Annotated in this window: 24 protein-coding genes; 14 read left to right on the top strand and 10 right to left on the bottom strand. The window is 69.9% G+C overall.

Annotation, left to right across the window (positions count from 1 at the left end):
* Positions 1-94 precede the first annotated feature (94 nt).
* Entirely contained in the window at positions 95-1,312 is a 1,218-nt protein-coding gene (locus tag Q8W67_RS01180) for an LL-diaminopimelate aminotransferase (RefSeq protein WP_305539678.1), read from the bottom strand.
* A 123-nt stretch (positions 1,313-1,435) separates the two neighbouring features.
* Positions 1,436-1,828 carry a hypothetical protein gene (locus Q8W67_RS01175; RefSeq protein WP_305539392.1) on the bottom strand — a complete coding sequence of 131 codons (393 nt, stop codon included), beginning with the start codon at positions 1,826-1,828 and terminating at the stop codon, positions 1,436-1,438.
* Between the two features lie 234 nt (positions 1,829-2,062).
* Here Q8W67_RS01175 and phaC point away from each other — a divergent pair, with 234 nt between their 5' ends.
* Positions 2,063-3,832, top strand: coding sequence for a class I poly(R)-hydroxyalkanoic acid synthase (gene phaC / locus Q8W67_RS01170; protein ID WP_305539676.1), 1,770 nt, complete (start codon positions 2,063-2,065; stop codon positions 3,830-3,832).
* A 28-nt stretch (positions 3,833-3,860) separates the two neighbouring features.
* Here phaC and Q8W67_RS01165 read toward each other — a convergent pair whose 3' ends face one another.
* Complete coding sequence (locus tag Q8W67_RS01165) at positions 3,861-5,174, bottom strand: OmpP1/FadL family transporter (RefSeq protein WP_305539390.1); 1,314 nt, start codon at positions 5,172-5,174, stop codon at positions 3,861-3,863.
* 415 nt (positions 5,175-5,589) lie between these two features.
* On the opposite strand from Q8W67_RS01165, the gene Q8W67_RS01160 reads away from it, so the two are divergent.
* Positions 5,590-6,474, top strand: coding sequence for a fumarylacetoacetate hydrolase family protein (locus tag Q8W67_RS01160; protein ID WP_305539388.1), 885 nt, complete (start codon positions 5,590-5,592; stop codon positions 6,472-6,474).
* A 184-nt stretch (positions 6,475-6,658) separates the two neighbouring features.
* Entirely contained in the window at positions 6,659-7,660 is a 1,002-nt protein-coding gene (gene bioB / locus Q8W67_RS01155) for a biotin synthase BioB (RefSeq protein WP_305539386.1), read from the top strand.
* Between the two features lie 4 nt (positions 7,661-7,664).
* Here bioB and Q8W67_RS01150 read toward each other — a convergent pair whose 3' ends face one another.
* The 4 genes from Q8W67_RS01150 to mnmA form a co-directional block, all read right to left on the bottom strand.
* Positions 7,665-9,122 (bottom strand): HAMP domain-containing sensor histidine kinase, encoded by a 1,458-nt coding sequence (locus Q8W67_RS01150; RefSeq protein WP_305539384.1) that lies wholly within the window; start codon positions 9,120-9,122, stop codon positions 7,665-7,667.
* 248 nt (positions 9,123-9,370) lie between these two features.
* Complete coding sequence (locus Q8W67_RS01145) at positions 9,371-10,153, bottom strand: TVP38/TMEM64 family protein (RefSeq protein ID WP_305539382.1); 783 nt, start codon at positions 10,151-10,153, stop codon at positions 9,371-9,373.
* Entirely contained in the window at positions 10,150-10,803 is a 654-nt protein-coding gene (locus Q8W67_RS01140; protein ID WP_305539380.1) for a class I SAM-dependent methyltransferase, read from the bottom strand. The genes Q8W67_RS01145 and Q8W67_RS01140 overlap by 4 nt, the downstream gene beginning before the upstream one ends.
* A gap of 28 nt (positions 10,804-10,831) precedes the next feature.
* Positions 10,832-11,986 carry a tRNA 2-thiouridine(34) synthase MnmA gene (gene mnmA, locus Q8W67_RS01135; RefSeq protein ID WP_305539378.1) on the bottom strand — a complete coding sequence of 385 codons (1,155 nt, stop codon included), beginning with the start codon at positions 11,984-11,986 and terminating at the stop codon, positions 10,832-10,834.
* Positions 11,987-12,256: 270 nt separating this feature from the next.
* Between mnmA and Q8W67_RS01130 the strand changes: the two genes are divergently transcribed.
* From Q8W67_RS01130 to Q8W67_RS01095, 8 genes are all read left to right on the top strand, one after another.
* Positions 12,257-13,903, top strand: a complete 1,647-nt coding sequence (locus Q8W67_RS01130) for a flagellar hook-length control protein FliK (protein WP_305539376.1) — start codon at positions 12,257-12,259, stop codon at positions 13,901-13,903.
* A gap of 264 nt (positions 13,904-14,167) precedes the next feature.
* On the top strand, positions 14,168-14,860 hold the full coding sequence (locus tag Q8W67_RS01125) for a flagellar hook assembly protein FlgD (protein WP_305539374.1): 693 nt from the start codon (positions 14,168-14,170) through the stop codon (positions 14,858-14,860).
* Between the two features lie 91 nt (positions 14,861-14,951).
* Positions 14,952-15,227 carry a DUF1153 domain-containing protein gene (locus tag Q8W67_RS01120; protein WP_007569077.1) on the top strand — a complete coding sequence of 92 codons (276 nt, stop codon included), beginning with the start codon at positions 14,952-14,954 and terminating at the stop codon, positions 15,225-15,227.
* A gap of 235 nt (positions 15,228-15,462) precedes the next feature.
* Entirely contained in the window at positions 15,463-17,085 is a 1,623-nt protein-coding gene (fliF, locus tag Q8W67_RS01115; protein WP_305539370.1) for a flagellar basal-body MS-ring/collar protein FliF, read from the top strand.
* Between the two features lie 25 nt (positions 17,086-17,110).
* On the top strand, positions 17,111-18,157 hold the full coding sequence (locus Q8W67_RS01110; protein ID WP_305539368.1) for a flagellar motor switch protein FliG: 1,047 nt from the start codon (positions 17,111-17,113) through the stop codon (positions 18,155-18,157).
* Entirely contained in the window at positions 18,154-18,765 is a 612-nt protein-coding gene (locus tag Q8W67_RS01105) for a FliH/SctL family protein (RefSeq protein WP_305539366.1), read from the top strand. Before Q8W67_RS01110 ends, Q8W67_RS01105 begins: the two co-directional genes overlap by 4 nt.
* A gap of 10 nt (positions 18,766-18,775) precedes the next feature.
* A complete protein-coding gene (gene fliN, locus Q8W67_RS01100) occupies positions 18,776-19,108 on the top strand; it encodes a flagellar motor switch protein FliN (protein WP_305539364.1) in 333 nt (110 codons plus the stop codon).
* Between the two features lie 118 nt (positions 19,109-19,226).
* Positions 19,227-20,588, top strand: a complete 1,362-nt coding sequence (locus Q8W67_RS01095) for a sigma-54-dependent Fis family transcriptional regulator (RefSeq protein ID WP_305539361.1) — start codon at positions 19,227-19,229, stop codon at positions 20,586-20,588.
* 111 nt (positions 20,589-20,699) lie between these two features.
* Here Q8W67_RS01095 and Q8W67_RS01090 read toward each other — a convergent pair whose 3' ends face one another.
* From Q8W67_RS01090 to Q8W67_RS01080, 3 genes are all read right to left on the bottom strand, one after another.
* Positions 20,700-20,939, bottom strand: a complete 240-nt coding sequence (locus tag Q8W67_RS01090; RefSeq protein WP_305539359.1) for a hypothetical protein — start codon at positions 20,937-20,939, stop codon at positions 20,700-20,702.
* 72 nt (positions 20,940-21,011) lie between these two features.
* The gene (locus tag Q8W67_RS01085; RefSeq protein WP_305539357.1) at positions 21,012-21,293 is read right to left on the bottom strand and encodes a hypothetical protein; all 282 of its coding nucleotides are present in this window, start codon (positions 21,291-21,293) and stop codon (positions 21,012-21,014) included.
* Between the two features lie 116 nt (positions 21,294-21,409).
* The gene (locus Q8W67_RS01080) at positions 21,410-22,723 is read right to left on the bottom strand and encodes a capsule biosynthesis protein (protein ID WP_305539355.1); all 1,314 of its coding nucleotides are present in this window, start codon (positions 22,721-22,723) and stop codon (positions 21,410-21,412) included.
* 242 nt (positions 22,724-22,965) lie between these two features.
* Between Q8W67_RS01080 and Q8W67_RS01075 the strand changes: the two genes are divergently transcribed.
* From Q8W67_RS01075 to fliP, 3 genes are all read left to right on the top strand, one after another.
* Positions 22,966-23,373, top strand: coding sequence for a hypothetical protein (locus Q8W67_RS01075; protein WP_305539353.1), 408 nt, complete (start codon positions 22,966-22,968; stop codon positions 23,371-23,373).
* 63 nt (positions 23,374-23,436) lie between these two features.
* Complete coding sequence (locus Q8W67_RS01070; protein ID WP_305539351.1) at positions 23,437-24,504, top strand: flippase-like domain-containing protein; 1,068 nt, start codon at positions 23,437-23,439, stop codon at positions 24,502-24,504.
* A 5-nt stretch (positions 24,505-24,509) separates the two neighbouring features.
* Positions 24,510-25,283, top strand: a complete 774-nt coding sequence (gene fliP / locus Q8W67_RS01065; RefSeq protein ID WP_305539674.1) for a flagellar type III secretion system pore protein FliP — start codon at positions 24,510-24,512, stop codon at positions 25,281-25,283.
* The last annotated feature ends 31 nt before the right edge of the window (positions 25,284-25,314 follow it).

The following is a 25,314-nucleotide window of genomic DNA, read 5'->3' as shown; positions in this document are numbered from 1 at the left end:
CGGGGCGACGGCGCCTTTGACGGAGCCTGTCGCCCGGCGGCAACAATCGAACCGGCCCGGGCTCACCCGAGCCGAGGTCCCTTCCGGACGCGCCTCAGACGGCCCGGGCCATCGGCACGACGTTGTGCAGGGTCTTGTCGCCGCCGTCGAAGAACCGGCGGATGTTGCGCGCGGCCTGCCGGATGCGCTGCTCGTTCTCCACCAGCGCGATGCGCACGTACTCGTCGCCGAACTCGCCGAAGCCGATGCCCGGCGCCACCGCCACGTCGGACTTCTCCAGCAGCAGCTTCGAGAATTCCAGGCTCCCCATCTCCCGGTAGCGCTCCGGGATCGGGACCCAGGCGAACATCGAGGCCGCGGGCGACGGGATGGTCCAGCCGGCCTTGCCGAAGGATTCCACCAGCGCGTCGCGCCGCTTCCGATAGGTGGCGCGCATCTCGTGAATGCAGTCGTCCGGACCGTTGAGGGCGGCGGTCGCAGCGACCTGGATCGGCGTGAAGGCGCCGTAATCCAGATACGACTTCACCCGGGAGAGCGCCGCCAGCAAGCGTTCGTTGCCCACCGCGAAGCCCATGCGCCAGCCGGCCATGGAGTAGGTCTTCGAGAGGGAAGTGAACTCAACCGTGCAGTCGATCGCACCCGGGACCTGCAGGACGGAGGGCGGCGGGTTGCCGTCGAAATAGACTTCCGCGTAGGCGAGGTCCGAGAGCAGGATCAGCTCGTGCTGCTTCGCAAAGGCCACGAGGTCCCGGTAGAAATCCAGATCCGCCACGTAGGCGGTCGGGTTCGACGGGTAGCAGACCACCAGGGCCACGGGCTTCGGGATCGAGTGGCGCATGGCCCGCTCCAGCGCCGGGAACATCGCCGGGGTCGGCTCGGCGGGCACGGAGCGGATCACGCCGCCGGCCATCAGGAAGCCGAAGGCGTGGATCGGGTAGCTCGGGTTCGGCACCAGCACCACGTCGCCCGGCGCGGTGATCGCCTGGGCCATGTTGGCAAAGCCTTCCTTCGAGCCCAGCGTCGCCACCACCTGCGTGTCGGGGTTGAGGCTCACGCCGAAGCGGCGCTGGTAGTAGCCGGCCTGGGCCTTGCGCAGGCCGGCGATGCCCTTGGAGGCCGAGTAGCGGTCGGTGCGGGGGCGTCCGGCCGTCTCGCACAGCTTGGCGATGACGTGCTTGGGGGCGTCGAGGTCGGGGTTGCCCATGCCGAGATCGATGATGTCGGCGCCCTGCGCCCGGGCGGTGGCCTTGATCCGGTTGACCTGCTCGAACACGTAGGGCGGCAGGCGCTTGATGCGGTGGAAGTCGGTCATCGGCGTGTCCATCGGCGCGTCCCGAATCTGGCGTCTCTCGTTCATGCCGGTCGCGCGAAGGAATCGCTCTATCAGAGTTGCGCGCCGCCGCCGACCCACAAAAATCCGGGCCGGACCGGGCGGCTATTGCGCCACCGGGGCCGGCTTGATCGCGGCCGCGGCGCCGCGGCCGGCGCTCTCGGCGGCGCGCCCGCGGGTCTCGTTGCGCCCGCGGGCGCCCTCGAGTTCGGCCTGCAGGGCCTTCTGCTTCTCGATCGACTTGGCGCGGACCGGGCGCTTCGGCGCATCGACGCCCACCGGCATGAAGTCGGGCGTTTCCCGGCCCCGCGATTCGGCCACGAAATTCGGCGCCGCCACGACTCTCGGGCCATAGCCCGCGTCGGTGGCGAGGGTGCGCACCGCGTCGCCCGAACAGGCCGCGAGCGGCACGGCCAGCAGGGCCAGGGCCGTCAGGGCGAGGCCGCGCGCCGGTCCCCAGCCGCCGATCGGCCGATCGGCTGGCGTGACGGTGTTCAAAAAGGCGCGATGCATGAGCGCAGGACCATGAGAAGATCGAGCGGATGTTTCGGCGACATCCGCGATCGGGCTGGCGCAACCTCTCGCTCGCTCCTTAATTTGTCGGAAACGAGGCTCACCGACGGTCGGGCCGATACACCGCACAGGGAGGCACGCGTGACGAGCCCGCAAACGCAGGCGCCGAACCAGGCTGCCGCTCGGAAACCCGTCACGAATGGCGCGATTCCGGACGGCATGGCAGCGCCCCTGCCCGATTTCGAGGCCCTGTCGCGCAATGCCGGCCAATTCGTCGAGGCGCTAGGGCGCAGCGCCGCCCGCCTGCTCAAGCCCGAGGCGCAGCCGGGCGGCCCGGCCGAGGAGGTCAACGAGGCGGTGAAGACCCTCGGCCAGATCGCCGAGGCGTGGCTCTCCGATCCGAAGCGGAGCGCCGAGGCCCAGTCGCGGCTGTCGCAAGCCTTCCTGGCGCTTTGGGGCTCCACCTACCTGCGCCTTCAGGGCCAGCAGACCGATCCCGTGGCGGTTCCCGAGCCCCGGGACGGGCGCTTCAGTCATGCCGAATGGTCGACGAACCCGTATTTCGACTTCATCAAGCAGGGCTACCTGATCGCGTCGCGCTGGGCCGAGAGCCTCGTCGACGAGGCCGAGGGGATCGACGAACGCACGCGCCACAAGGCGCAGTTCTACCTGCGCCAGCTCACCAGCATGCTCTCGCCGTCGAACTTCCTGCCGACTAACCCGGAGCTGATCCGCCACACCCTTCAGGAGAGCGGCGCCAACCTGGTGCGCGGCCTCAAGATGTACGAGGAGGATCTCGAGGCCGGCGGCGGACAGCTGCGGGTGCGCCAGACCGATCCGAGCGGGTTCGAGGTCGGGCGCAACATGGCGGTCACGCCCGGCGAGGTGGTGTTCCGCAACGACCTGATCGAGCTGATCCAGTATGCACCCAGCACCGAGACCGTGCTGCGGCGCCCGTTCCTGATGGTGCCGCCCTGGATCAACAAGTTCTACATCCTCGACCTCAACCCTCAGAAGAGCTTCCTGAAGTGGATGGTCGACCAAGGCCTGACGGTGTTCTGCATCTCGTGGGTGAACCCGGACGCCCGGCACGCCGACAAGGATTTCGAATCCTACATGCGCGATGGGATCGAGGCGGCGATCGACGCGATCGGCGTCGCCACCGGCGAGAGCGAGGTGACGGCAGCGGGCTACTGCGTGGGCGGCACCCTGCTCGCCGTGACGCTGGCCATGCAGGCGGCCACGGGCAACCGCCGGATCAAGAGCGCCACGCTGCTCACCACGCAGGTCGACTTCACCCATGCGGGCGACCTGAAAGTCTTCGCCGACGAGGAGCAGATCCGCCAGATCGAGGCGCGCATGGCCGAGCGCGGGTACCTGGAAGGAGCCCGCATGGCCAACGCCTTCAACATGCTGCGGCCGAACGATCTGATCTGGCCCTACATCGTGAACAACTACATCAAGGGCAAGACGCCCTCGGCTTTCGACCTGCTGTACTGGAACTCCGACGCCACGCGGATGCCGGCCGCGAACCATTCCTTCTACCTGCGCAACTGCTACCTGGAGAACACGCTGGCCCAGGGTAGGATGGTGCTGGGCAACGTCCGGCTCGACCTGAAGAAGGTGCAGGTGCCGATCTTCAATCTCGCCACCCGCGAGGATCACATCGCGCCAGCAATCTCGGTGTTCGAAGGCTCGACGAAGTTCGGCGGCAAGGTCGATTACGTGCTGGCGGGCTCGGGCCACATCGCCGGCGTGATCAACCCGCCGTCGAAGCCGAAATACGGCTACTGGACCGGCGGCCCGGTCAAGGGCACGCTCGAGGACTGGATCTCGGCGGCCGTCGAGACCAAGGGCTCGTGGTGGCCCTACTGGTTCCAGTGGATCGAGGCGCAGGCCCCCGAGCGGGTACCGGCCCGCGCCCCCGGCGGGGGCGCGCTGCCGTCGCTCGGGCCGGCACCCGGGACCTACGTGCGGATGCGCTCCTGAGGCGCAACCGCCGCTGGCGGAAACCGCCTCAGTACTTGCGCACCAGAGGCGCCGGGGCGACCGGGGGTGGCGCGCCGAACACGTAGCGGAAGCCCACCGAGACGATGTCGGCGCTCGAATCGACCACGCCGGCGAAGGCGATGTTGCCGACGTTGTAGTCGCGCCCGATCCCCGCGAGGATGCGGGAGCGGTCCAGGAAGAAATGCGAATAGGCGAGGTTCAGGGTCAGGCGCTCGTTCCAGCGGTAGCTTGCGCCCACCGAGGCGATGTAACGGTCCCCGTCCGGCAGCCGCACCGAGCGGTTCGTGAAGTCGATCGGCGACGATTCGTAGGCGAAGCCGGTCCGCAGCGTCAGGTTGGGCGCGGCGTCGTAATCGGCGCCGATCGAGTAAGTGGACCCGTCCTTGTAGTTCAGCGGCAGGTTGCTCACCGGCAGCCCGAGGCGGTTCGAGACGATACCGATCGTCCCGAGCCTCGACCACTGGTCCCACTCAAAGCCGAGATCGACCCGGGCAACGGGCGAGATCGCCTGGACGAGGCCGACGCTCAGCTTGTCCGAGGTGTTGAGCCTCGAGCGGACCTGCCCGGCCAGCGGGGCGAGCGCCACCAGCGGCACGCCGATCGCCCCCTCGATGTCATGGTGCACCGAGGAACGGTATCCGATGCCCAGCACGGTCCCGTCCCGGGGGGTCAGGGTCGCGCCGGCGGTGAAGCCGACGCCCCAGGATTCGCCCTTCAGGAACGAGCTCGGATAGACGGTCGGCAGGAAGCCGGGGATCGGCAGGGCCTGCCGGAGCGTCAGCCGGAAATACTCGATGTTCGAGCCGGCCGCGAGGGAGAGCCACTCGTTGACCTTGAACCCGATCACCGGGTTAATCGCCAGCGAGAAGATCCGGGACGAGCGCCCGTAGACCTCACCCGCCCAGGCCTGGTTCGGCTTGGTCGCGAGGCCGAAGGGGGCACCGGTGGAGAGGCCGAGCCACAGGCGGTCGTTCAGCTGGTAGGAGCTGGCCCCCGCCGGCACGACGGCGCCCTGGCCGATATCGCCGGATCCGCCCAGCCGGGCGAAGCCGGGATTGGTGCCCGGCGCCGGCCGGATGTCGGACGACAGGCCGACATACGTGAGGTTCTGCTCGGCGACGAAACCCGGGTTCATCGTGATGACCGCGGGATTCCAGAACATCGACGAGACGCCGCCGGAGCCGGCGGCCGCGCCCGCATAGGAGAGACCCTGAGCCTCGGTGCTCTGCTCCCGGATGCCGAAGGCCCCTGCCTGCGCCTCTCCAAGGCCGAGCAACGCCACCGAAGCCGCGAACGCCGCCGCGCGCATTGTCCCACCCATGTGTTTCCCCCGAACAGCTTGTCTTAGCCGAGCGCCCTGATGCGACTTTGCTTACACGTGGGGCGCCATTGGAAGCATGGTGCAGGCTTTCAGTAGTCCATCGCAACGGCGATCTCTCTTCTGGACCGCCCGACGAAATTCTATATATCTGCGGTTACATGTAAAATTCGAGCATAGATACCAATATTGCAATCTTAATCCGCACATCAAATGCCGAATTATTCACGAGCCCATCGAACATAAACAATAACTTCATAGGCGCCAGAATGTGCACTTTGAGCCATCGTGTGGCCAAGGTGCGACACCCTGGCGACGCCATCGCCCCTCACCGCCGCCCTTGCACCGTCGGCGGCGCGCGGCCATGGTCCCGGCCACCGGCGCAGACCGGTATCAGGGAAGGACAAGGAGCGCGGCAATGAAGCTCTTCCGGCATGGCCCGAGCGGCGACGAGAAGCCCGGCCTCGTGGATGCGAAAGGGGGGCTGCGCGATCTCTCGGGGCTGGTGCGCGACATCGCCGGGCAGGCTCTCGCGCCAGACTCCCTGGCGCGTCTCCGCGCCCTCGATCCCGAGTCCCTGCCGAAGCTGTCGCCGGACACGCGCCTCGGCCCCTGCGTCGGCGGCACGCGCAATGTGGTCGCCATCGGCCTCAACTTCGCCGACCACGCCGCCGAAACCGGCTCGCCGATCCCCGCGGAGCCGATCATCTTCAACAAGGCGCCGTCCAGCTTGTGCGGGCCGAACGACACGGTGATCATCCCCAAGGGCTCGGCCAAGACCGACTGGGAGGTGGAACTCGCCGTGGTGATCGGCCGCCGCGCGAGCTACGTCCACGCCAACGAGGCGCTGGACTACGTGGCGGGCGCCTGCATCTGCAACGACGTCTCCGAGCGCGAATGGCAGATGGACCGCGGGCCGACCTGGACCAAGGGCAAGAGTGCGCCGACCTTCGGCCCGCTGGGCCCGTGGCTGGTGACCCTCGACGAGATTCCCGACCTGAAGAACCTCGCCATGAGCCTCGACGTGAACGGCGAGCGCCGGCAGACCGGCTCCACCGCGACGATGATCTTCGACGTGCCCCAACTCGTCGCCTACACCTCCCATTTCATGCTGCTGGAGCCCGGCGACGTGATCACCACCGGGACGCCGCCCGGTGTCGGCCTGGGCATGAAGCCGCCGCGCTACCTGAAGGCCGGCGACGAGATGGTCCTGCGGATCGACCGCCTGGGCGAGCAGCGCCAGAAGGTGATCGCCTTCGACGACTGGACCGCGAAGGTCTCTGCCGGCGAGCCGACGCATTGAGCGCGAGCGTGCCGCTTTTCCACGGCGACAGCGGCACGCTCCAAATCTCTGTTACCGCATCATCTTTTCGGAAACTCGGATCCCGCTTCCCCGTACCCTGCTCGACGGCGGTGTCGCCCCGTTCGGGAAGGTGCGCCGCGCATAGCGCTTGATTTTGTTCGCCGATCCCACTCAAGAAGTGTCCATGAGCCAAACTGCCGACCCGCACGTGCACGACATCCGCCATGACTGGAGCGTGACGGAAATCCGCGCGATCCACGACATGCCGTTGCTCGATCTCGTGCATCGGGCCGCGAGCGTGCATCGGGCGCACAACGACCCCGGCGACGTCCAGCGCGCGAGCCTGCTCTCGATCAAGACAGGGGGCTGCCCGGAGGATTGCGGCTACTGCTCGCAATCGGCCCACCACAAGGAGACCGGCCTGCCGCGCCAGCGTCTGATGCCGGTGGAGACGGTGCTCGCCGAGGCCGCGGCCGCAAAGGCCAATGGTGCGACGCGCTTCTGCATGGGCGCCGCTTGGCGCAGCCCGAAGGACGGCCCGGAATTCGACTCCGTGCTGGCCATGGTGCGGGGCGTGCGCGGGCTCGGGATGGAGGCCTGCGTCACCCTCGGCATGCTGACGACCAGCCAGGCGGAGCGCTTGGCCGAGGCGGGCCTCACTGCCTACAACCATAACCTCGATACCGGACCGGACTACTACGAGAAGATCGTCTCGACCCGGACCTATGAGGATCGCCTGAACACGCTGGAGCGGGTGCGCGAGGCGGGGATCGGTGTCTGCTGCGGCGGCATCATCGGCCTCGGCGAGGGGGTTGGCGACCGCGTCGCGATGCTTCAGGTGCTGGCCAATCACGCGCCGCATCCGGAGAGCGTGCCGATCAACGCGCTCGCCGCCGTCCCCGGCACGCCCCTCGGTGACGCCGCTTCAACGGTGGATCCCTTCGAGATGGTGCGGATGTGCGCCACGGCCCGCATCGTGATGCCCAAGGCCCGCGTGCGCCTCAGTGCCGGGCGCCGGGCTCTCAGCCGGGAGGCCCAGGCCCTGTGCTTTCTCGCCGGAGCCAATTCGATCTTCTACGGCGAGCGCCTGCTGACCACCGCCAACAACGAGGCGGACTCGGATGCCGCCCTGCTGCAGGATCTCGGCATCCGCGTCGCCGAGCCCGTTCTCGCCGCGGCGGAATAGGGCGTCAGCCCTCGGGCAGGACGATCCGGAACCGGGCCCCGCCCTCGCCCGCATCGAGGGTGAGGGTGCCGCCGTTGATCCCGATCAGCTCGGCCGCGATCGGCAGGCCGAGGCCGGTGCCACCCGAGCGCATCGAGCCCTGGAATGGCGAGAACAGGTTCTCGCGCGCCCGCGCCGGCAGGCCGGGACCGTTGTCGGTCACCAGGATGGTCACCCGGCCCGGCTCTTCGCGGACGGCGGCGACCTGCACCTCGGCGCCCGCGACCTTGGCCCCGTCCAGCGCCTGCACGGCGTTGCGCACGAGATTGGCCAGCGCCCGGGCGAGCTGCTCCGGATCGGCCTGCACGCGCAGATCGCTCGCCGCCACCTGGACCGCCACCGGGTGCGCCACCAGCGCGGCGAGATCAGGAAGATCCGAGAGGATCGGCGCGAGCGGCGTGCTGGTCAGGCGCGGCGACCGCTCGGCGACGCGCCCGTAGGCGAGGGTCGCCTCGCAGAAGCGGATCGCCCGGGCGATGGTCGCCACGAGGCGGGGCGCCACGCGCTGGACCATCGGGTCGGCGGTGTCCTCCAGGCGGTCGCCCAGCAATTGGGCCCCGGTGAGGAGGTTGCGCAGCTCATGGCTGATCTTGCTCACGGCCAGCCCCAGCTCGGCGAGCCGCCGCTTCTGGCGGAGCTGCTCGGCGAGGATGCGCTGCATCCGCCCGAGGGCAAGCTCGGCCTGCCCGATCTCGTCGCTCCGGCGGGACGGTGCGATGATCCGGCCGGCATTCTCCGGGTCTTCCGCGAAGGCGGTGATGCTGGTGGCGAGCCGCCGCACCGGGCGCACGATCAGCACCTGCAGCACCACGAAGACCAGGCCGGCCGCGGAGGCGGCGATGATCAGCGAGGAGACCAGCAGCCGCAGCGCATAGTCGATCATCGCGGTGCGGAGCGGCGCTTCGTCGAGCAGGATCTCGACGCGGTCGAAACCGACGCCGCCCTCCCCAATCACCCGGATCGGCTCGCGGACCGGGGCGACCAGGGTGCGCCACGCGCCCCGGATCGTCGACAAGGCGGTGACGTCGCGCAGGTCGACGGTGTCGGCGACCATCTCGGGCATCGGCTCGATGGCGAGCAGGCGCTGGGCACCGCCGCCGCGGACCGCGATCGCTCGCGCGTTGACGCCGGCGAGCAGCCGGGCTTCCAGGGCCTCAGAGACCGGCTCGCCGGTCCGGCCGTCGAGGACGAGGGCGGCGACCTGCGCGGCCGCGACCCGGTCGGCCATCCATTCGATCCGGTAATTGGCCACCGCCGGCACGTAGGTCAGCACCTCGGCCACTACCACGAAGGCGACGGTGACGAGGAACAGCCGCCCGGACAGGCCGAGGCGCGTCGGACGCCGGTCGGGCGTCTCGCGCGCCGCGGCGGAGCCCGGGGTCACCGGAGCCGCGGCCATGTCGGAATCGACGGCCACGCCCATCACGCTCCGCGCAGATATCGCGGACGGAGGACGGCGTGGTGGAGACTGCGATAGCTCGAGCCGCTTCCGGCCTTCGCACAGGACATGTTCGTGACGCCACAAGTTCGGAGGCGGGAATACAGGCTCTTACCCGTCAGCACTATACGGTACCTGAGCCGACGCGGTTGCATGTGCCCCTGAACGCTCCGGAAAACGTCCACCGCCCCGAACCGAGGCCCGCAGAGGCGCCGCCGGCTCGAGAACGACTCTCAGCCGCTCCGCACGCGCCGGCTCAAGAGGATGCTGCCCAAGGCGAACACGGCGAGCATCGCGAGGCCGGCGACCATCTTGGGCGTGACCAGGGCCCGCAGCGTCAGGGCGCTGTCGCAGCCGAGCGCACCCGTCGCCAGGCAGGCGGCCTTGGCGGTCTCGTGAGCTGCGACGACGTCCTCGATCCCCGATCCGGTCGTCGCGTAGACCAGGGCACCCGGCAGGAGGCCCAGGAAGGTAGCAAGGACGAAGACCCGCATCTTCACTCCGAAGGCAGCCGGCGCGAGATTCGTCATCCAGAACGGGAACAACGGCAGCAGGCGCATGACCGCGATATAGCCGAAGGCGTCGCGCCGGAACCCGTCCGCCAGCGCCGGGAGACGTGTCCCGCCCATCCGCTGCAGCAGGTCGGCGCCAGGGCCCCGGCCGATCGCGAACACGAGCGCGGCGCCCGTGGTGGCGGCGCAGACCGCCGTGAGCGCCCCCGGCACGATCCCGAACAGGAAGCCGCAGATCATGGTCAGGATCAGCGTAGCCGGCACCGACACCACCACGGCCCCGACATAGACGAGATAGGCCGCGACCAACGCGCGGGCGAAGCCGGCATCGACGAAGCCGCGCAGCCACGCCCGCGAGGCGAGCAGCCGGTCGAGGCTGAGGAGCTGGGCCACGCCGGAGACCAGCACAATGGCCGAGACGCACAGGAGGAGCGCCAGCGGCAGCCAGCGCCGCAGCCACCGCCAGCGCCCCTCAGGGACGGAAGCTGGACCGGCGTCCCTCACCCGGCCTTGCGCATCCGCAGGATCTTGAAGAAGCCGCCCGGGAATGTGGGTTTCAGCCCCAGGACCTCGACACCGTTGCGCCGCGCCCAGGCCTCGATCCGGGTCGCCTTGAAATCCGACGACCAGCCGATCTTGGTGCAGAGCGGCGCAACGATCTCCTCGACCCGGGCGACGGGGCCGTTGCTCTGGCCGAAATGGTTGGCGAGCACGATGCCGCCGCCGGGCCGGACCACCCTCAGAAACTCGGACAGGGCGGCCTCGGGATCGGGCACCAGGGTGATCAGGAACTGCGCCACCACGGCATCGAAGCTCGCATCGGCGTAGCCCAGATGGCACACATCCATCACCTGCAGGCCGCGGACATGCGACAGGCCCCGGCGCCGGACCTTGGCGCGGGCCCGCTTGAGCATGTCCTCGGAGAGATCGACCCCGCAGACGAAGCTGCTCTTGGGATAGTAGCCGAGGGCGAGCCCGGTGCCGACTCCGGCCTCCAGGATCCGCGGCCCGTGCTGGGCCGCCGCCTCCACTGCGGCACGGGCCGCGGGCTCGGTGAGCTTGTCGTAGACCACGTCGTAGACGGGGGCCCAGCGGGCATAGGCCTTGCGCATCAGGGCCGTGCTCGGCCCGGCCACCTGCGGCTCGCTCAGCATAGGATCTAGACTTTTCCAGAGGTTGAAATCAGGCGGCCTCTCGGGGCCGGGCCGACAACGCATCGACGCGGCGGATGGTGCCGCCGCCGAGCACCCGAGCCCGGGACCCGTCGTCGCTGTAGATCGCGCAGGCCTGGCCGGGCGAGACGCCGTCCTCGGGTTCGGCTAGCACCACCTCGGCCTCCCCGCCCGGCCCGACCGTGAGCGTCGCCGGCCGGGGCGGCCGGGTCGAGCGCACGCGGACCGCAACGGGCATGTCGCGCACGGAAGAGGCCGGCCCCTCGCCGAGCCAGTTCAGGTCCGAGAGGCGGAGGCGGGTCGTCGCCAGGGAATCGCGCGGGCCGACCACCACCCGGGCGGTATCCGGCTCCAGGCGCACGACGTAGAACGGCTCGGACCCCGACAGGCCGAGACCCCGGCGCTGTCCGACCGTGTAGTGAACGATGCCCGCGTGCTGCCCGAGAACCTTCCCGGAGAGGTCGACGATCTCGCCGGGCCGGGCCGCGTCCGGACGCAGGCGCGCGATCACGTCGCTGTAGCGGCCCTGCGGCACGAAACAGATGTCCTGGCTGTCCGGCTTCTCCGCGAGCGAGAGGCCAAGATCCTTCGCAAGCGCGCGGGTCTCGGTCTTGGACATCTCGCCCAGCGGGAAGCGCAGGAAAGCCAGCTGCTCGGCCGTCGTCGCATACAGGAAGTAGCTCTGGTCCCGTGCCGGATCGAGGGCGCGGTGAAGTGCCCGGCCGCCGCCCGGCAGCGCCCGGCTCGCCACGTAATGTCCGGTGGCGAGCGCGTCGGCGTTGAGATCCCGGGCGAGGCCCAGCAGATCCCGGAACTTCACCGTGCGGTTGCACTCGACGCAGGGGATCGGCGTCTCGCCGGCGAGGTAGCTCTCGGCGAATTTCTCGATGACCGCGTCGCGGAACCGATCCTCGTAGTCGAGGACATAATGCGGGATGCCGAGATGCTCGGCCGCGGACCGGGCGTCGTGAATGTCCTGGCCGGCGCAGCAGGCGCCCTTGCGGTGGCTCGCGGCGCCGTGGTCGTAGAGCTGGAGCGTGACGCCGACCACGTCGAAGCCCGCGCGCTTCAGGAGCCCCGCGACCACGGAGGAATCGACGCCGCCGGACATGGCGACGACGACGCGGGTCTCGTGGGCTGGCTTTGGAAGGTCGAGGGCGTTCATCGCACGGGTCCGCAGCCGCAGGCTTGGAAGCGTCTCGGCTGCACCGCCCGTCTATAGCGGGAGTCCGGTCGGCTTTCCAGGGTCGGCGAGTCGCGCGGGGCCGCCGGGAGAGCGGCGCCCGGCAGAACCTGCCGGGCGTGCGGCAGTTTCAAACCCAGGGCGGACACGTCCAGGCTCGATCACTCGATGAAAACCCTTGTTTGACAAGCGCTTATCCGCAAGATCCGATGGCCTGACCCTTGCTCCGGCCTCAGCGAGAGGAGCCCCGATATGGCGAGCGGTGCGGCGGATCGGTTGGATGTCACCACGTGGATTCCGTCCGCGCGGAGTACGTCCGCGTCGCGCTCGAACTGGGACGCGGCCGGCGTCGCCGCCCGGTCCGGCGACTCGTCGCAGGATCGGTTCGGCACCGCGCTGAGCGCCGCACGCGCCCGGGACGATACGGCGGCGGCGCGTGCCCGGGAGACCACACAGCGCGACCAGACCGATGCGGCACGGGCCCGCGCCGCAACCCAGCGCGACCTGGCCGATACGACGCGCGCAGGCTTGGAGCGCGCGCGGGAAGCGGCGTCAGAAGCGCGCGCCGCCGGCCGGCCCGACGACAGGCGGTCGACCGCAGTCGCCGGAACGAGCGCGTCCGCACAGGCCCCGACTGCGCCGCCTGCCCCCGTGCCGACCGCAGCACCCGGAGCGCGCGCAGCGGCGGCTCGGTCGGAATCCGCGACCTCAGGCGCCGCCCGGACGGTGGAGCCCGCCGCGCAGCAGGCTTCCGACGCCACAGGCACGCCCGCGCGGGACACCCGGTCCGACGCGACGGCCACGGGCGACGCGGCCAGCACCAACAACGCCCAGACGGATACGGCACAGACAGACAAGGCCGGGACCGACACCACCCAGGCCCAGCCGGCGCCGAGCGAGGCCGCAATCCAGGCCCCGAATCCGCCTGCGCCCGGCACGCTTCAGGCTCTGCTCGCCGCGCTGGTCAAGGGCGCTCCCGCCCGCGGCGCTGGCACCGCGGCCGACGGGATCGGCGCGGCGGGAGCGATCGGCACCGACGCAGGAGGTCCGGGCACCGCGGCTTCGGAGACGCCCGGCGCGGGTATCGCTTCGGGTGCTTCCGCGGCGCTGGCCGGCGTCACGGGACCCGGCCTCGCCAAAACGACCGCTGCCGGGGCATCGACGGCTCGGGGGGCAGTCGGCGCAGGCGACACCCCGGTCGAAGCGGTGCAGGCCGGAGAGGCAGATCCCGCCGGAGGAGCCGCGGCCCCAGGCGCGGGCGCCGGCAAGGACTTCCTGGCCGCGCTGGCCGATGCCGGCCAGGGGATTGGCCAGGGCGCAGCCGGCAGCCCGCTGGACGGGACACTCCCGGCTCCGGCCCAGGGTGGCCCCGCCGCCGCCATTCCGACGTCGGCGACAGGGATCGCCACAGCCTCGGCGCATGCCGCCACCTCCGCTCCGGTACCGGCCGCGACGCCGCTTCAGACGGACCCGGCTGTTCCGCTCGGCCAGGTACCGATGACCATTGGCCTGCGTTCGCTCGCCGGATCGAGCGAGTTCCAGATCCGGCTCGATCCGGCCGAGCTCGGGCGGATCGACGTCAAGCTGGAGATCGACAAGGCGCGCGGCACGGTGATGACCCACCTGGTGGTCGACCGGCCGGACACCCTGGCCATGCTCCAGCGCGACGCCGGCCAGCTCCAGCAGGCCCTGTCCCAGGCCGGGCTCGACTCGTCGGGGGGTGGCCTCAACCTGTCGCTGCGGAGCGACGGCGGCGCGCAAGGTGATGGAACCGGCGGCCAAGGCGAGGCCCCCCGCGGCGGGGCCACGGCCTGGGCGCGTGAGACGGCGGACGCCCCGCAGGAGACCGCACCGACGCGCTGGCTGCGCGGCTACGGCGGCGTCGACATCAGGATCTAGAGTGATGTCGGGCACGCCGCTGCACCTGATCCGGGATCAACCCGACTCTCGGCCCGGCCCCGCGGAACATCGGCGGTTCGCATTTCGGTGCGCGCGGGGTGTGGCCCGTGAAAACGGCAGCCGCCGAAGGGGTTTCGATCCGGCGCGGACACCCGCGTCGCGGCACGGTTTTAACGCGATGCGCGACGAGCCCGCATCGCAAGACGACACCGAAACATCCCGCGTCCGGGCGCTCGGCCCCGGCGCGGCACGGGAGACAGCGGCATGACATCCGGCATATCCAGCGCCACGACAACGTCGTCCACATCTTCCACAGCGTCCAGCGGCAGCGCGAGCGGCAACGCCACCGAGATCGCGAGCAACTTCACGCAGTTCCTGACGCTGCTCACCACGCAGCTCAAGAACCAGAATCCCCTCGACCCGATGGACACCAACCAGTTCACGCAGCAGTTGGTCCAGTTCGCCGGCGTCGAGCAGCAGCTCAAAACCAACGACCGCCTCGACAGCATCCTGTCCGCGTCGCAATCGGCGAGTTCGGCCTCGGCCACGAGCTACATCGGCAAGACCATCACGGCGGACGGCAGTTCATCCCAGCTCTCCAAGGGCTCGGCCGCCTGGACCCTGGAGCCGGCCCGAGCCGCCTCCAAGGCGGTGATCACGATCCTGGATTCGAAGAACAACGTCGTGGCGACGCAGAGCACGTCGCTGTCCGCAGGCAGCCAGACCTACACCTGGAACGGCAAGACCTCAGCGGGGCTGACCTCGCCGGACGGAACCTACTCCATCAAGGTCTCGGCCTACGACGCCACGGGCGCCAGCGTGGCCGTCGACACCAGCCTGAGCGGCACGGTGGACGAGGTCGATCTCAGCGGCACGACGCCGATCCTGATGATCGGCTCGCAGAAGGTGCCCCTCGGCAGCGTGCAGAGCATAGGGTTGTCCACAAGTGGCACCTAACGAATCACATCCGAGCGACTCGCTTCAACATCTCTTAAGCGGGCACAAGTACCTTCAATGCTCGACAGGTCAGTCGAGTGTAGAGCGTATCATGACCGAACCCAGCCGCCCGAGAGTGAAGTACGTGATCGGGCCCGACGGCAGCCCCCTGACCATCGCGGACCTCCCGCCCCCGAGCACCCGCCGATGGGTGATCCGGCGCAAGGCCGAGGTCGTGGCGGCCGTGCGCGGTGGTCTCCTCAGCCTCGAGGAGGCGTGCAAGCGCTACACCCTGACCACCGAGGAATTCCTGAGCTGGCAGTTCTCGATCGACCAGCATGGCCTGGCCGGCCTGCGCACAACCCGGATCCAGCACTACCGGCACTGATCCGCCTGGAACCGGGCAACGGATCGGAGACGGGACCTTCCCCCGATGCCGGCCAAACCCCGAGACCCTTCGAAGCCGCGTCCGGATCCCCGGGCGCGGCTTCGTTCCGTTCGGAGCCCCGACTTCGTGTCCCTGCGTGCCCCGGCATTAACGCCCCGCTAACCACGGGGTGGGCAATTTCTGCCGGGCGGGCCGCCGGGGTCCGCCCTGCGTTCAGAGTGCGGCGAACCAACCCGTGAAGCCGGTCCTCGATCTCGTCACGAAGCTCGGACCGGCCCGAATCGCCGCCATGGCGGCGGTGACGCTGACGCTGATCGGTTTCTTCGCGTTCATCATCCTGCGAGTCTCACGCCCCGACATGGGCGTGCTGTTCTCGGACCTCTCGATGCAGGATTCCGCCGCCGTGATCCGCGAGCTCGACAGCCGCGGCATTCGCTACGAGACCAAGGGCGAGACCGGCCAGACCATCATGGCGCCCCGCGCCGACCTTCCGCGGCTGCGCATGGATCTGGCCGGCAAGGGTCTGCCGGTGCAGGGCGGCGTCGGCTACGAGATCTTCGACAAGGGCGACGCGTTCTCCTCCACCAACTTCGTGCAGAACGTGAACCATCTGCGTGCCCTCGAGGGGGAACTCGCCCGCTCGGTCCAGGCGATCGGCCGGGTCCAGGCGGCGCGGGTCCATCTCGTCCTGCCCGAGCGCCGCCTGTTCGAGCGCGACCGGGAGAGCCCGAGCGCAGCGATCGTCCTGAAGCTGCGGGGCGACCTCGATGCCGGGCAGGTGCGGGCGATCCGGCACCTGGCGGCCTCCGCGGTGGAGGGCCTGAAGCCCGAGCGGATCTCGATCGTCGACGAGCGCGGCCGGCTGCTCGCCGACGGCGCACGGGGCGCCGATGCCGATGCCGCCAGCGGCTTCGAGGACCGTCAGGTCGGGCTGGAACGACGCCTGCGCGGCCAGATCGAGGACGTCGTGGCGGGCATTGTCGGGCCGGGACGGGCGCGGGTCCAGGTCAATGCCGAGTTCGACCTCAACCGGATCGAGAGCCGCTCCGAGACCTTCGATCCGGAGAGCCGCGTGGTGCGGTCCACTCAGACCCGCACCGAATCAGCCGTCACCGCCAATGCAGACGGGCAGGTCACCGTCGGCAACGAGCTGCCCGGCGCGAACGGCGCCGACAAGACCCCGGCCCCGAAGGACGCGACCAACAAGAACGAGGAGACCACGAACTACGAGATCTCCCGGGTGACCAAGACCGAGATCGCCGAGGGCGGCAGGATCAAGCGCTTGTCGGTCGCCGTGGTGGTCGACGGGACCTACGCGACCGCACCCGACGGCAAGCAGACCTACAGCCCCCGCCCGCCCGCCGAGATCGAGCGGATCACCGCCCTCGTGCGCAGCGCGGTCGGCTTCGACAAGGCCCGTGGCGATCAGATCGAGGTGGTGAATCTGCGCTTCGCGGAAGCGCCGGCCGTGCCCCAGTTCAGCGAGCCCACCCTGATCCAGGCGCTGCTCGCGCCGACCAAGGAGGACGTGCTGCGCATGGCCGAGCTCGCCGTGCTGGCGCTCCTGACGCTGATCGTCCTGCTCACGGTGGTGCGCCCGCTGGTCCGGCAGGTTCTCGCTCCGGTTCCGGGCGCCACGGCCCTGGGGGCGCCCGCCGCCGGGGACTTGTCCGCGGCCGCCGGTCCGGGCGCCACGGTCACGATGATCGAGCGCGACAACCCGACCGCGCGGCTGATGGAGTTCGCCAAGATCAACGGGCAGGTCCAGGCCGAGACGGTGCAGCGGGTGGTCGACATGGTCCGCGCCAGCCCGGCCGAAACCGTCGAGGTGCTCCGCACCTGGATCCAGGAAGAGTGATGCGTAGGGGATCGGGGCAGGGACGATGACGGCAGGTGTGGCAAACTCCCTGGCGACGGCGGGCGGCGATTCCTTCGCGGCCATGCCCGGGCCGCAGCGCGCGGCGGCGCTGCTCCTGATGCTTGGCGAGGCCGAGGGCGCGCCGATCTGGCAGATGCTGGAGGAGGACGAGGTCAAGAAGGTCAGCCACGCGATGGTCCAGCTCGGCACGCTGGAGGTCTCGACCGTCGAGAAGCTGATCATAGAGTTCGTGACGAAACTCGGCAACAGCGGCGGCATCTCGTCGAACTTCGAGCGCACCGAGGCGCTGCTCCTGAAGATCTTCCCGTCCGACCAAGTCTCGCTGATCATGGCTGAGATCAAGGGCGCGTCGGGTAAGCGCGTCTGGGCGTCGATCGCACAGGTCGACCCGGAGATCCTCGCCTCGTTCCTGCGCAACGAGTACCCGCAGACGGTGGCGGTGGTGCTCTCGCGGGTGCGGGCCGACTACGCCGCCAAGGTGCTCACCATCCTCCCCGAGGACTTCGCCATCGACGTCCTCAACCGCATGCTGCGCATGGAGACGGTGCAGAAGGAGGCTCTGCGCCACATCGAGGAGACGCTGCGCGTCGAGTTCGTCTCGACCATCGCCCAGACCCAGCGCCGCGACGCCCACGAGATGATGGCGGACGTGTTCAACGCCTTCGACCGCCAGACCGAAGGCCGCTTCCTCGCCGCCCTCGACCAGGCCAATCGCGGCTCGGCAAAGCGCATCCGCGAGCTGATGTTCACCTTCGAGGACCTGCTGAAGCTCGATCCGGGCAGCGTCCAGACCCTGATGCGGAAGGTCGACAGCGACACGCTGTGCCGGGCGCTCAAGGGCGCCAACGAGCCGACCCGGGCCTTCTTCATGAAGCAGATGTCGACCCGCGCGGCCAAGAACCTCACGGACGAGATGACCTCGCTCGGCCCCGTCCGCCTCAAGGAGGTGGACGAGGCGCAGGCGAAGATGACCGAGATCGCCAAGGATCTCGCCGAGAAGGGCGAGATCATGATCGCCAAGAACAGCGCCGAGGAGGAGCTGGTCTATTGAACGTCTCCTCTCCCCAGGTCGCCAAGCCGTTCCTGTTCGAGACCGACTTCCGCAGCCCGCGCCCGAGCCCGGCCGCCCAGCGCGCCGCCGAGGCGGCCGCCCGTGCGGAGGCCGAAGCGCATGCCCGCGGCGTGCAGGAGGGTCGGGCCCAGGCCGAGGCGCAGATCCAGGGCCGCCTCGCCGACGCCATCAGCCGCCTGGCGCTGGCCGCCGCGGGCCTCATCGCCCAGACCGACGCGCGCGACGCCGCGCGTGAAGCGCAGGCGGTGGAGGTGGCCGTGCTGATCGCCCGGAAGGTCGCGGGCGACGCGCTGGACGCCGCACCGCTCGCGGGCATCGGCGAGGCGGCACGCGCCGCGCTCCAGCACCTGCGCGGCGTGCCCCATCTGGTCGTGCGCGTCCACGACAGCCTCGTGGACGACGCGGAAGCGCTGGTGAAGCGGCTGGCGCGCGAGCGCGGCTACGAGGGGCGCCTCGTCGTGCTGGGCGACCCCGACATGCAGGCGGGCGACGCCCGCATCGAGTGGGCCGATGGCGGCATCGTGCGGGAGCGCGCCCGCATCGAGGCGGCCGTGACGGACGCACTCGGCCTGCCCACCATTCCGTGAAGGAGCCCTGATGTCAGACGATTTCAGCCTGCCCCAGCTCGGCGAGACCGACCCCGACTACGCGGCGGGCTCGATCCGCGACGCCCCCACAACCCCGAAGACCGCCGCCGACCTGGAACAGCTCTTCGACGTGCCCGTGATGGTCTCGGCGGTGCTCGGCTCCGCCCGGATGCCGATCGGCGATCTGCTCCGGCTCGCCCCGGGAGCCGTGCTGGAACTCGACCGGAAGGTCGGCGAGGCAATCGACGTGTTCGTCAACAACCGGCTCGTCGCCCGCGGCGAGGTCGTCCTCGTCGAGGATCGGCTCGGGGTGACGATGACCGAGATCGTCAAGGGTGAGTGATCCCGGCCGCCTGATCCCGGGCGGGTGATTCTGTGTGACCTGCGGCGCCGGAGACGGCCGCCCGCCTGACCATGAGGCGGCGCGCATCCCGCGCCCCCGACGACGAGAGGGACGAACCATGCGGCTCCTGATGATCGGGCGGCTCAACGGCGAGCTGATCACAGCCTCCAAGATCGCGATGCAGCGCGGCGCCTCGGTGACGCAGGCGGACGCCATTCCGCAGGGCCTCAACGTCCTGCGCGCGCGCGGCGCCGACCTGATCATGATCGACGTCTCGCTGGCGGTGCGCGACCTCGTCGACGCCCTGGAGGCAGAGCGCATCCGCACCCCCGTGGTCGCGTGCGGGGTCTCGGCCGATGCGCAGGCCGCGGTCGCGGCGATCCGGGCCGGCGCCAAGGAGTACATCCCTCTTCCGCCAGATCCCGAGCTGATCGCCGCGGTGCTGGAGGCGGTCGCCTCCGACCGCGCCGCCTTCGTCTGGCGCGACCCGTCGATGGAACGGGTGGTGAAACTCGCCGAACAGGTCGCCCGCTCGGAAGCCTCGGTGCTGATCACCGGCGAGAGCGGCACCGGCAAGGAGGTGCTGGCCCGCCACGTCCACCTGAAGTCCAACCGGTCCTCGAAGCCGTTCGTCTCGGTTAATTGCGCGGCGATCCCCGAGGCGCTGCTCGAATCCGAGCTGTTCGGCCACGAGAAGGGGGCCTTCACGGGCGCCGTCGCCCGCCGCATCGGCCGCTTCGAGGAGGCAAACGGCGGCACCCTGCTGCTCGACGAGATCTCCGAGATGGACGTGCGCCTGCAGTCGAAGCTGCTGCGGGCGCTCCAGGAAAGGGTGATCGACCGGGTCGGCGGTACTGCCCCGGTGCGGGTCGACATCCGCGTGCTCGCGACCTCGAACCGTAACCTCGTCGAGGAGGTTCGCAAGGGCACGTTCCGCGAGGACCTGTTCTACCGGCTCAACGTCGTCTCCCTGCGGTTGCCGCCCCTGCGCGAGCGGCCGGCAGACATCCTGGAACTCGCCGCTCATTTCGCCCGGAAATACGCCGAGGTGAACGGTGTGACGGCACGCCCGCTCAGCGCGGACGCGTGCGCGCTGGTGCTGAAGAACCCCTGGCGCGGCAACGTGCGCGAACTCGAGAACACCCTGCACCGGGCGGTGCTGCTGGCCTCCGGTTCCGAGATCGGCACCGACGCGATCCTCTCGCCGGACGGCGAGGCGATCGCCGTCGAGGGTCCGGCGGCTCGCGCCGTGCAGGCCGCGGAAGCCGCCACCCGCGGGCTCGTGGGACGGACCGTGGCGCAGGTCGAGTGCGACCTGATCCTCGACACCCTCGACCATTGCCTCGGCAACCGCACCCACGCGGCCAAGATTCTCGGCATCTCGATCCGGACCCTGCGCAACAAGCTCAACGAGTACGTCTCGGCGGGCCTAGAGGTGGCCGAACCCGGCACCGTCCGGGCAAGCGTAGCCTGCGGGTGAGCCTGGGCCGGCGCACTCGGGCGGAGCCTGGCGCAGCTCCCACGATACAACCGACCAATGCGCAACGGCCGGCGATCGTGTGGCTCCCGGTCGAAGGCCTCGCAGCGGGTTTCACCGTCCTTGCGAGAGCAGCGACGCACCCCAGGGACGCACGCGATCCCCGAACTTGGCATGTCCCGGGTTCGCTCCGCTGCGCTCGCGATGACGGCGCAGGACGATCGGCCGAGCGATCCGACCCGACACCGGATCGCGCGCCTGAAGCAGCCCGAGCTCGCCCCGGCGCCGGGTGCAGGCGCTGCGGCCCGGGAGATAGGCGCAGATCGCCGCGACCTGGATGGGAGCAGCGGCCAACACGGAGTGTTCGATATCAGGCCACCGCTGCGTCCTGAACGCGGAGCAGCCACCCAATCGAGCTGGCTGCCGTCAGCGCCCGTCCCGGGCCGCCTTGTGCGCCTCGGTCTGGGCCGCGAAGGCCGCATCCAGCTTGCGCAGGGACTCGTAGCGGGCCACGTCGCCCTCGACGTCGCGGATAGTCTCCTCGACGAGGTGGCGCTGGAGGGCAACGCGCGGGTCGTCCGGCGGCAGAGCTTCGCGCTCCTGCAATCGGAGCACGGCCTGCCGCACCACGGTATAAACCGCCTCGCGCTCCGCCCGGGTCATCGAGGGCTGGATCGCCTTCGCGACGAGATCGGAGAAATCCGACATGGAGTGTTAGGCTTCGCTCATCGATCGGGGGGCCCGGTCGCCGGGCCGTCTCCCTCTACAGACCGTGCGGCGCAGGATCCAGACCCCGCGCGGCCCCGGAGTGCCAGGCCGCGCCGCTACATCCGCTGGTCGCGGATGCCCGCGATCAGGAGCGAGGACGAGCTCCAGATCACCAGGAAGCAGAAGAACGCCACGATCAGGCTGTGGCCCCGCTCGGGGTAGAGGCTGTCGGTCGGCAGGACCGGCGGCACGAAAGTCGCCAGGAAGATGTGCTGCTTGCTGGCCGAGACGCGGGCGCGGTCGAACAGCATGTTCGCCGATTCCTCGAGCTTCTCGGCGATGGTCCGCTCGACGAGCAGGCCTTCGTACTGGAGCAGCGCCTCGGTCAGGTTCGAGCCGCCGCCGGCGACGGCACCGGCATTGGTCAGCTCGTCCTGGAGCGTCTTCATCTGCTGGTCGACGGCCGCGACGTTGGCGGCCAGAGTCTGGATCGAGCGCGAGCGCTCGTCCAGGTTCGAGCCGCGCAGGACCTGCAGATCGGTCTCGAGCTTGAGCTTCTCCTTGCGCAGGAGCGTCAGGGTGGTGAGCGTCCCCTCGGCCGTCTTGATCGGGTCGATCACGCCCCACTGGTTGCGGAAGCTCTGGAGCGCGAGGTGGGCTTTGCGCAGACGTTCCTGGGCGGTCGCGGCATCGGCCTGAGCCTGGGCGACCATGTCGGCCTGAGCCCGCTTCGAGATGTCGTTGATCAGCGCTTCGGCGCGGGCCACCACCTCACGGGTGATCGTGAGGGCGTCCTCGGGTGTGAAGGCGCGCACCGAAAGGCGGATCACGCCCGAGATCGAGTCGATATGCGCGTCGACGTGCTTGCGCCAGTATTTGGTCAGATCCTCGATCGGATCGGTGGGATCGAACCGCGCCCAGAAGTCGGCCTCGCGCCGGGAAAACATCTTCGAGATGCCGATGCTCTTCTCTAGAGCCTCGACGAGCGTCTGGCTCTCGATGTAGTCGCGGACGATAAAACTGTCCTGGCTGTTATGCTTTTGGATCAGGTTCGTGTACTGGCCGAGCGCAATGTTCTCCATCGGCTCGACATTGCCGCGGACCGCGAACTGGGCCTCGGCGACGTACTGGTTGGAGGCGAAGCCGAACAGATACAGCCCGATCACCAAGGTCGGCAGAAGCACGAACAGGCCGACGCGGCGGATGACCCGGGCGCCGTAGCTCGACGTGTCTTCCCGGCGCGGGCGCAGACCGGGCAGGCGGTTCCAGTCGAGGCGCTCGCGCGCCGCGGCCACCAGCGCCCGGGCGCCGCGCTTCTCCGGCACCGGACGGATCGTCTCGGCGCCGCGGCGCAGCTCCGACATCGTCGGTGCGACGAACGTCACGAGTTCGCCTTCGCGCGTGTCATCCTTGACGTCGTCGAAGCTCATCCGCTCACTGTTCCTGGGTCTGCGCCGGATCCGCTGCTGCGGAGCCGGCCGTAGGACGGCCCGTGCGCAGAGCCGGAATCCCGTTCTTTTAGGCCCTTTTTAAGGCACCCGCCGCTGCACCGCGGCGACGGGCGACGTAGCCCGCACCCCGTATCGCGCCCTACAGTCTCCGGATGATGACATCCCCTCGCGTTGCTCTCGGCCCGGCAGCCCGCCCCGCGGGCCGCTCGGCCGAGACCGAGTTGACCAAGGCCAAGTTGGCCAAGACAAAGCTCACCGAAATCGTGGTGGTGTGCTCCAAATGCGCCAAGCGGCAGGGCCTTCGCCCGCGCGCGGTGCGCGCCCTCCTGAAGGAAGCCGCCAAGCGGGGCGGGAGGCAGACCGTCGAGGACGGGCCGCGCGCTGGGCGGATGAAGCTTCGCATCGTGGAGTCCGGCTGCCTCGGCCCCTGTCCGAAGCGCGCGGTGGCGGTGGCCACGGGCGCGAGCGTGGCGGCCGGCCGCGTCATCCTCCTCGATCCCGCCGCGGGTCCGGAGGAGGCACTCGCCGCCGTGCTCCACCCCGTGCTACCGCTGCGGGCAGTCCCCGAATTCGGCCCCAATACCCCCCTAGCGGCGGTATCAACCGACGAATCGCAGCCGGATTCCTGACTGGCGCAACCTGGAGCGCTCGCCCTTGCCCGCCTCTCGGCGAACAACCTCCTCGCATCGGCCGTGATCGGTGCCCGCGCCCCTCGGACGCGCCGCGCCGCCCTCGCGATCCTGCGCCGACTGCCCCTGATCGGGACTCTGATCGGGCTCAGCCTCGCGGTCTGGCTGGTCGCGACCAACGATCTCTCCGCCGTGGCGGCGGCGTTCGGGCGGATCGGCCTCGCGGGCTTTGCCGGCGTGACGCTGGTGCGTGCCCTCGTGGTCGTGCTGTGCGGCCTCGCCTGGGCGCGCACCCTCGACGGGCTTTCGCCCGCCCCGGCCTCGGCCTGCCTGATCGTCCGCTTCGTGCGCGAGGGCATCAACGTCCTGCTGCCCGTAGCCTCGGTCGGCGGCGACGTCCTGGGCGCGCGCCTCCTGACCTTCTGGGGCGTGGCCGGTTCCCTGGCGGCAGCCTCGGTGCTCGCCGACCTGCTGTTCCAGGTCGGGACGCTCGCCCTGTTCGCCGGCCTGGGCGCCGGCCTGCTGAGCCAGGTCGAGGGGCCGGCCGCCGCCGAACTCGCGCACTGGACGCTGCGGACGCTCACGGTGGCGGGGCTCATCGTGGTGGGGTTCTTCGCGCTCCAGCGCACCGGGATCGTGCGGGTGGTCGAGGATCGTGTCGCGGCCCTCGGCCGGCGCTTCGTGCGGGAGACCGAGCCCCGTCCGGAGCCGACACAGCGGATTCAGGGCGCCCTGGATTCGGTCTGGGAGGCCGGCCGGCGCGGCCATCTCGCCCAGTCCTTCGCCCTGCACGCGCTGGCATGGCTGCTCGGCACGGCCGAGGTCGCGATCGTCCTGACCTGCATCGGCGTCGACGATGTCGGCCTATCGGAGGTCCTGGTGATCGAGGCGCTCAGCCAGGCGATCAAGGCCGCGGCTTTCCTGGTCCCCAGCGGGCTCGGCGTTCAGGAGGGCGGCCTCGTGCTGGTCTGCAGCCTGTTCGGCATCGACGCCGGCACGGCCATCGCCCTCTCCCTCGCCCGCCGCGTGCCCGATGTGGTGCTCGGCCTGCCGGCGCTCCTCGTCTGGCAGAACCTCGAAGCGCGGCGCACGGGCGTGCGTCCTGCCACGCCCACCTGCGACCGCCCGTGACCGCGATGACCGACGCGCCGCCCCGCGAGAATAGCGACCGCCCGACCCGGCGCCTTCGCGCCGTCCGCCTCGCTGGGCTGGCCGGCGTCCTGCTGGCCGCCGGACCGGCCCTCGCCCAGAGCCTCAGCGTCGATCTCGGCGCGGGCGGCACCACCGAGCGCGCGCTCCAGCTGGTCGCGCTGATCACCGTCCTGGCGGTGGCGCCCTCCGTTCTGGTGATGGCCACCGCCTTCACCCGGATCGTCGTCGTGCTGTCGATCCTGCGCTCGGCGCTGGGAACCCAGACGGCGCCCCCGACGGCGGTGATCGTCAGCCTCGCGCTGTTCCTGACCGCCTTCGTGATGGCGCCCACCGGCCGAGCGGCCTACAGCGCCGGGATCGAGCCTCTGATCGCCGGGCGGATCACGCAGGCGCAGGCTTTCGAGCGGGCCTCGGCACCGTTCAAGACGTTCATGTTGAAGAACGTGCGCGAGAAGGACCTGAAGTTGTTCCTCGACCTCGCGAAGGTGCCGGTGCCCAAGGGCCCGGACGAGGTCGGTCTCGAGATCGTCACCCCGGCCTTCATGATCTCGGAACTGCGCCGCGCCTTCGAGATCGGGTTCCTGCTGTTCATCCCGTTCCTGATCATCGACCTCGTGGTCGCGTCGGTGCTTATGGCCGTGGGCATGATGATGGTGCCGCCGGCGACCGTCGCCCTGCCGTTCAAGCTGATCTTCTTCGTACTGGTCGACGGCTGGACCCTGGTCGCCGGATCGCTGGTCCAGAGCTATGGCGGATAGGTCCGTCCGGACTGGCGGATAGAGTTTCGGA

It is taken from the genome of Methylobacterium sp. NEAU K (assembly GCF_030700285.1).
GTDB lineage: Bacteria > Pseudomonadota > Alphaproteobacteria > Rhizobiales > Beijerinckiaceae > Methylobacterium.
Note: the sequence above shows the minus strand (reverse complement) of the source record. Positions and strands in the feature narration are given on the sequence as shown.

Coding starts and splice junctions, on each gene's coding strand:
- fliP (WP_305539674.1), top strand. CDS start 24,510: ATGACCGACGCGCCGCCCCGCGAGAATAGCGACCGCCCGACCCGGCGC.
- Q8W67_RS01180 (WP_305539678.1), bottom strand. CDS start 1,312: ATGACCGACTTCCACCGCATCAAGCGCCTGCCGCCCTACGTGTTCGAG.
- Q8W67_RS01130 (WP_305539376.1), top strand. CDS start 12,257: ATGGCGAGCGGTGCGGCGGATCGGTTGGATGTCACCACGTGGATTCCG.
- bioB (WP_305539386.1), top strand. CDS start 6,659: ATGAGCCAAACTGCCGACCCGCACGTGCACGACATCCGCCATGACTGG.
- Q8W67_RS01085 (WP_305539357.1), bottom strand. CDS start 21,293: ATGTCGGATTTCTCCGATCTCGTCGCGAAGGCGATCCAGCCCTCGATG.
- Q8W67_RS01110 (WP_305539368.1), top strand. CDS start 17,111: ATGACGGCAGGTGTGGCAAACTCCCTGGCGACGGCGGGCGGCGATTCC.
- Q8W67_RS01165 (WP_305539390.1), bottom strand. CDS start 5,174: ATGGGTGGGACAATGCGCGCGGCGGCGTTCGCGGCTTCGGTGGCGTTG.
- mnmA (WP_305539378.1), bottom strand. CDS start 11,986: ATGAACGCCCTCGACCTTCCAAAGCCAGCCCACGAGACCCGCGTCGTC.
- Q8W67_RS01080 (WP_305539355.1), bottom strand. CDS start 22,723: ATGAGCTTCGACGACGTCAAGGATGACACGCGCGAAGGCGAACTCGTG.
- Q8W67_RS01140 (WP_305539380.1), bottom strand. CDS start 10,803: ATGCTGAGCGAGCCGCAGGTGGCCGGGCCGAGCACGGCCCTGATGCGC.
- Q8W67_RS01125 (WP_305539374.1), top strand. CDS start 14,168: ATGACATCCGGCATATCCAGCGCCACGACAACGTCGTCCACATCTTCC.
- Q8W67_RS01160 (WP_305539388.1), top strand. CDS start 5,590: ATGAAGCTCTTCCGGCATGGCCCGAGCGGCGACGAGAAGCCCGGCCTC.
- phaC (WP_305539676.1), top strand. CDS start 2,063: ATGGCAGCGCCCCTGCCCGATTTCGAGGCCCTGTCGCGCAATGCCGGC.
- Q8W67_RS01120 (WP_007569077.1), top strand. CDS start 14,952: ATGACCGAACCCAGCCGCCCGAGAGTGAAGTACGTGATCGGGCCCGAC.
- Q8W67_RS01150 (WP_305539384.1), bottom strand. CDS start 9,122: ATGGGCGTGGCCGTCGATTCCGACATGGCCGCGGCTCCGGTGACCCCG.
- fliN (WP_305539364.1), top strand. CDS start 18,776: ATGTCAGACGATTTCAGCCTGCCCCAGCTCGGCGAGACCGACCCCGAC.
- Q8W67_RS01095 (WP_305539361.1), top strand. CDS start 19,227: ATGCGGCTCCTGATGATCGGGCGGCTCAACGGCGAGCTGATCACAGCC.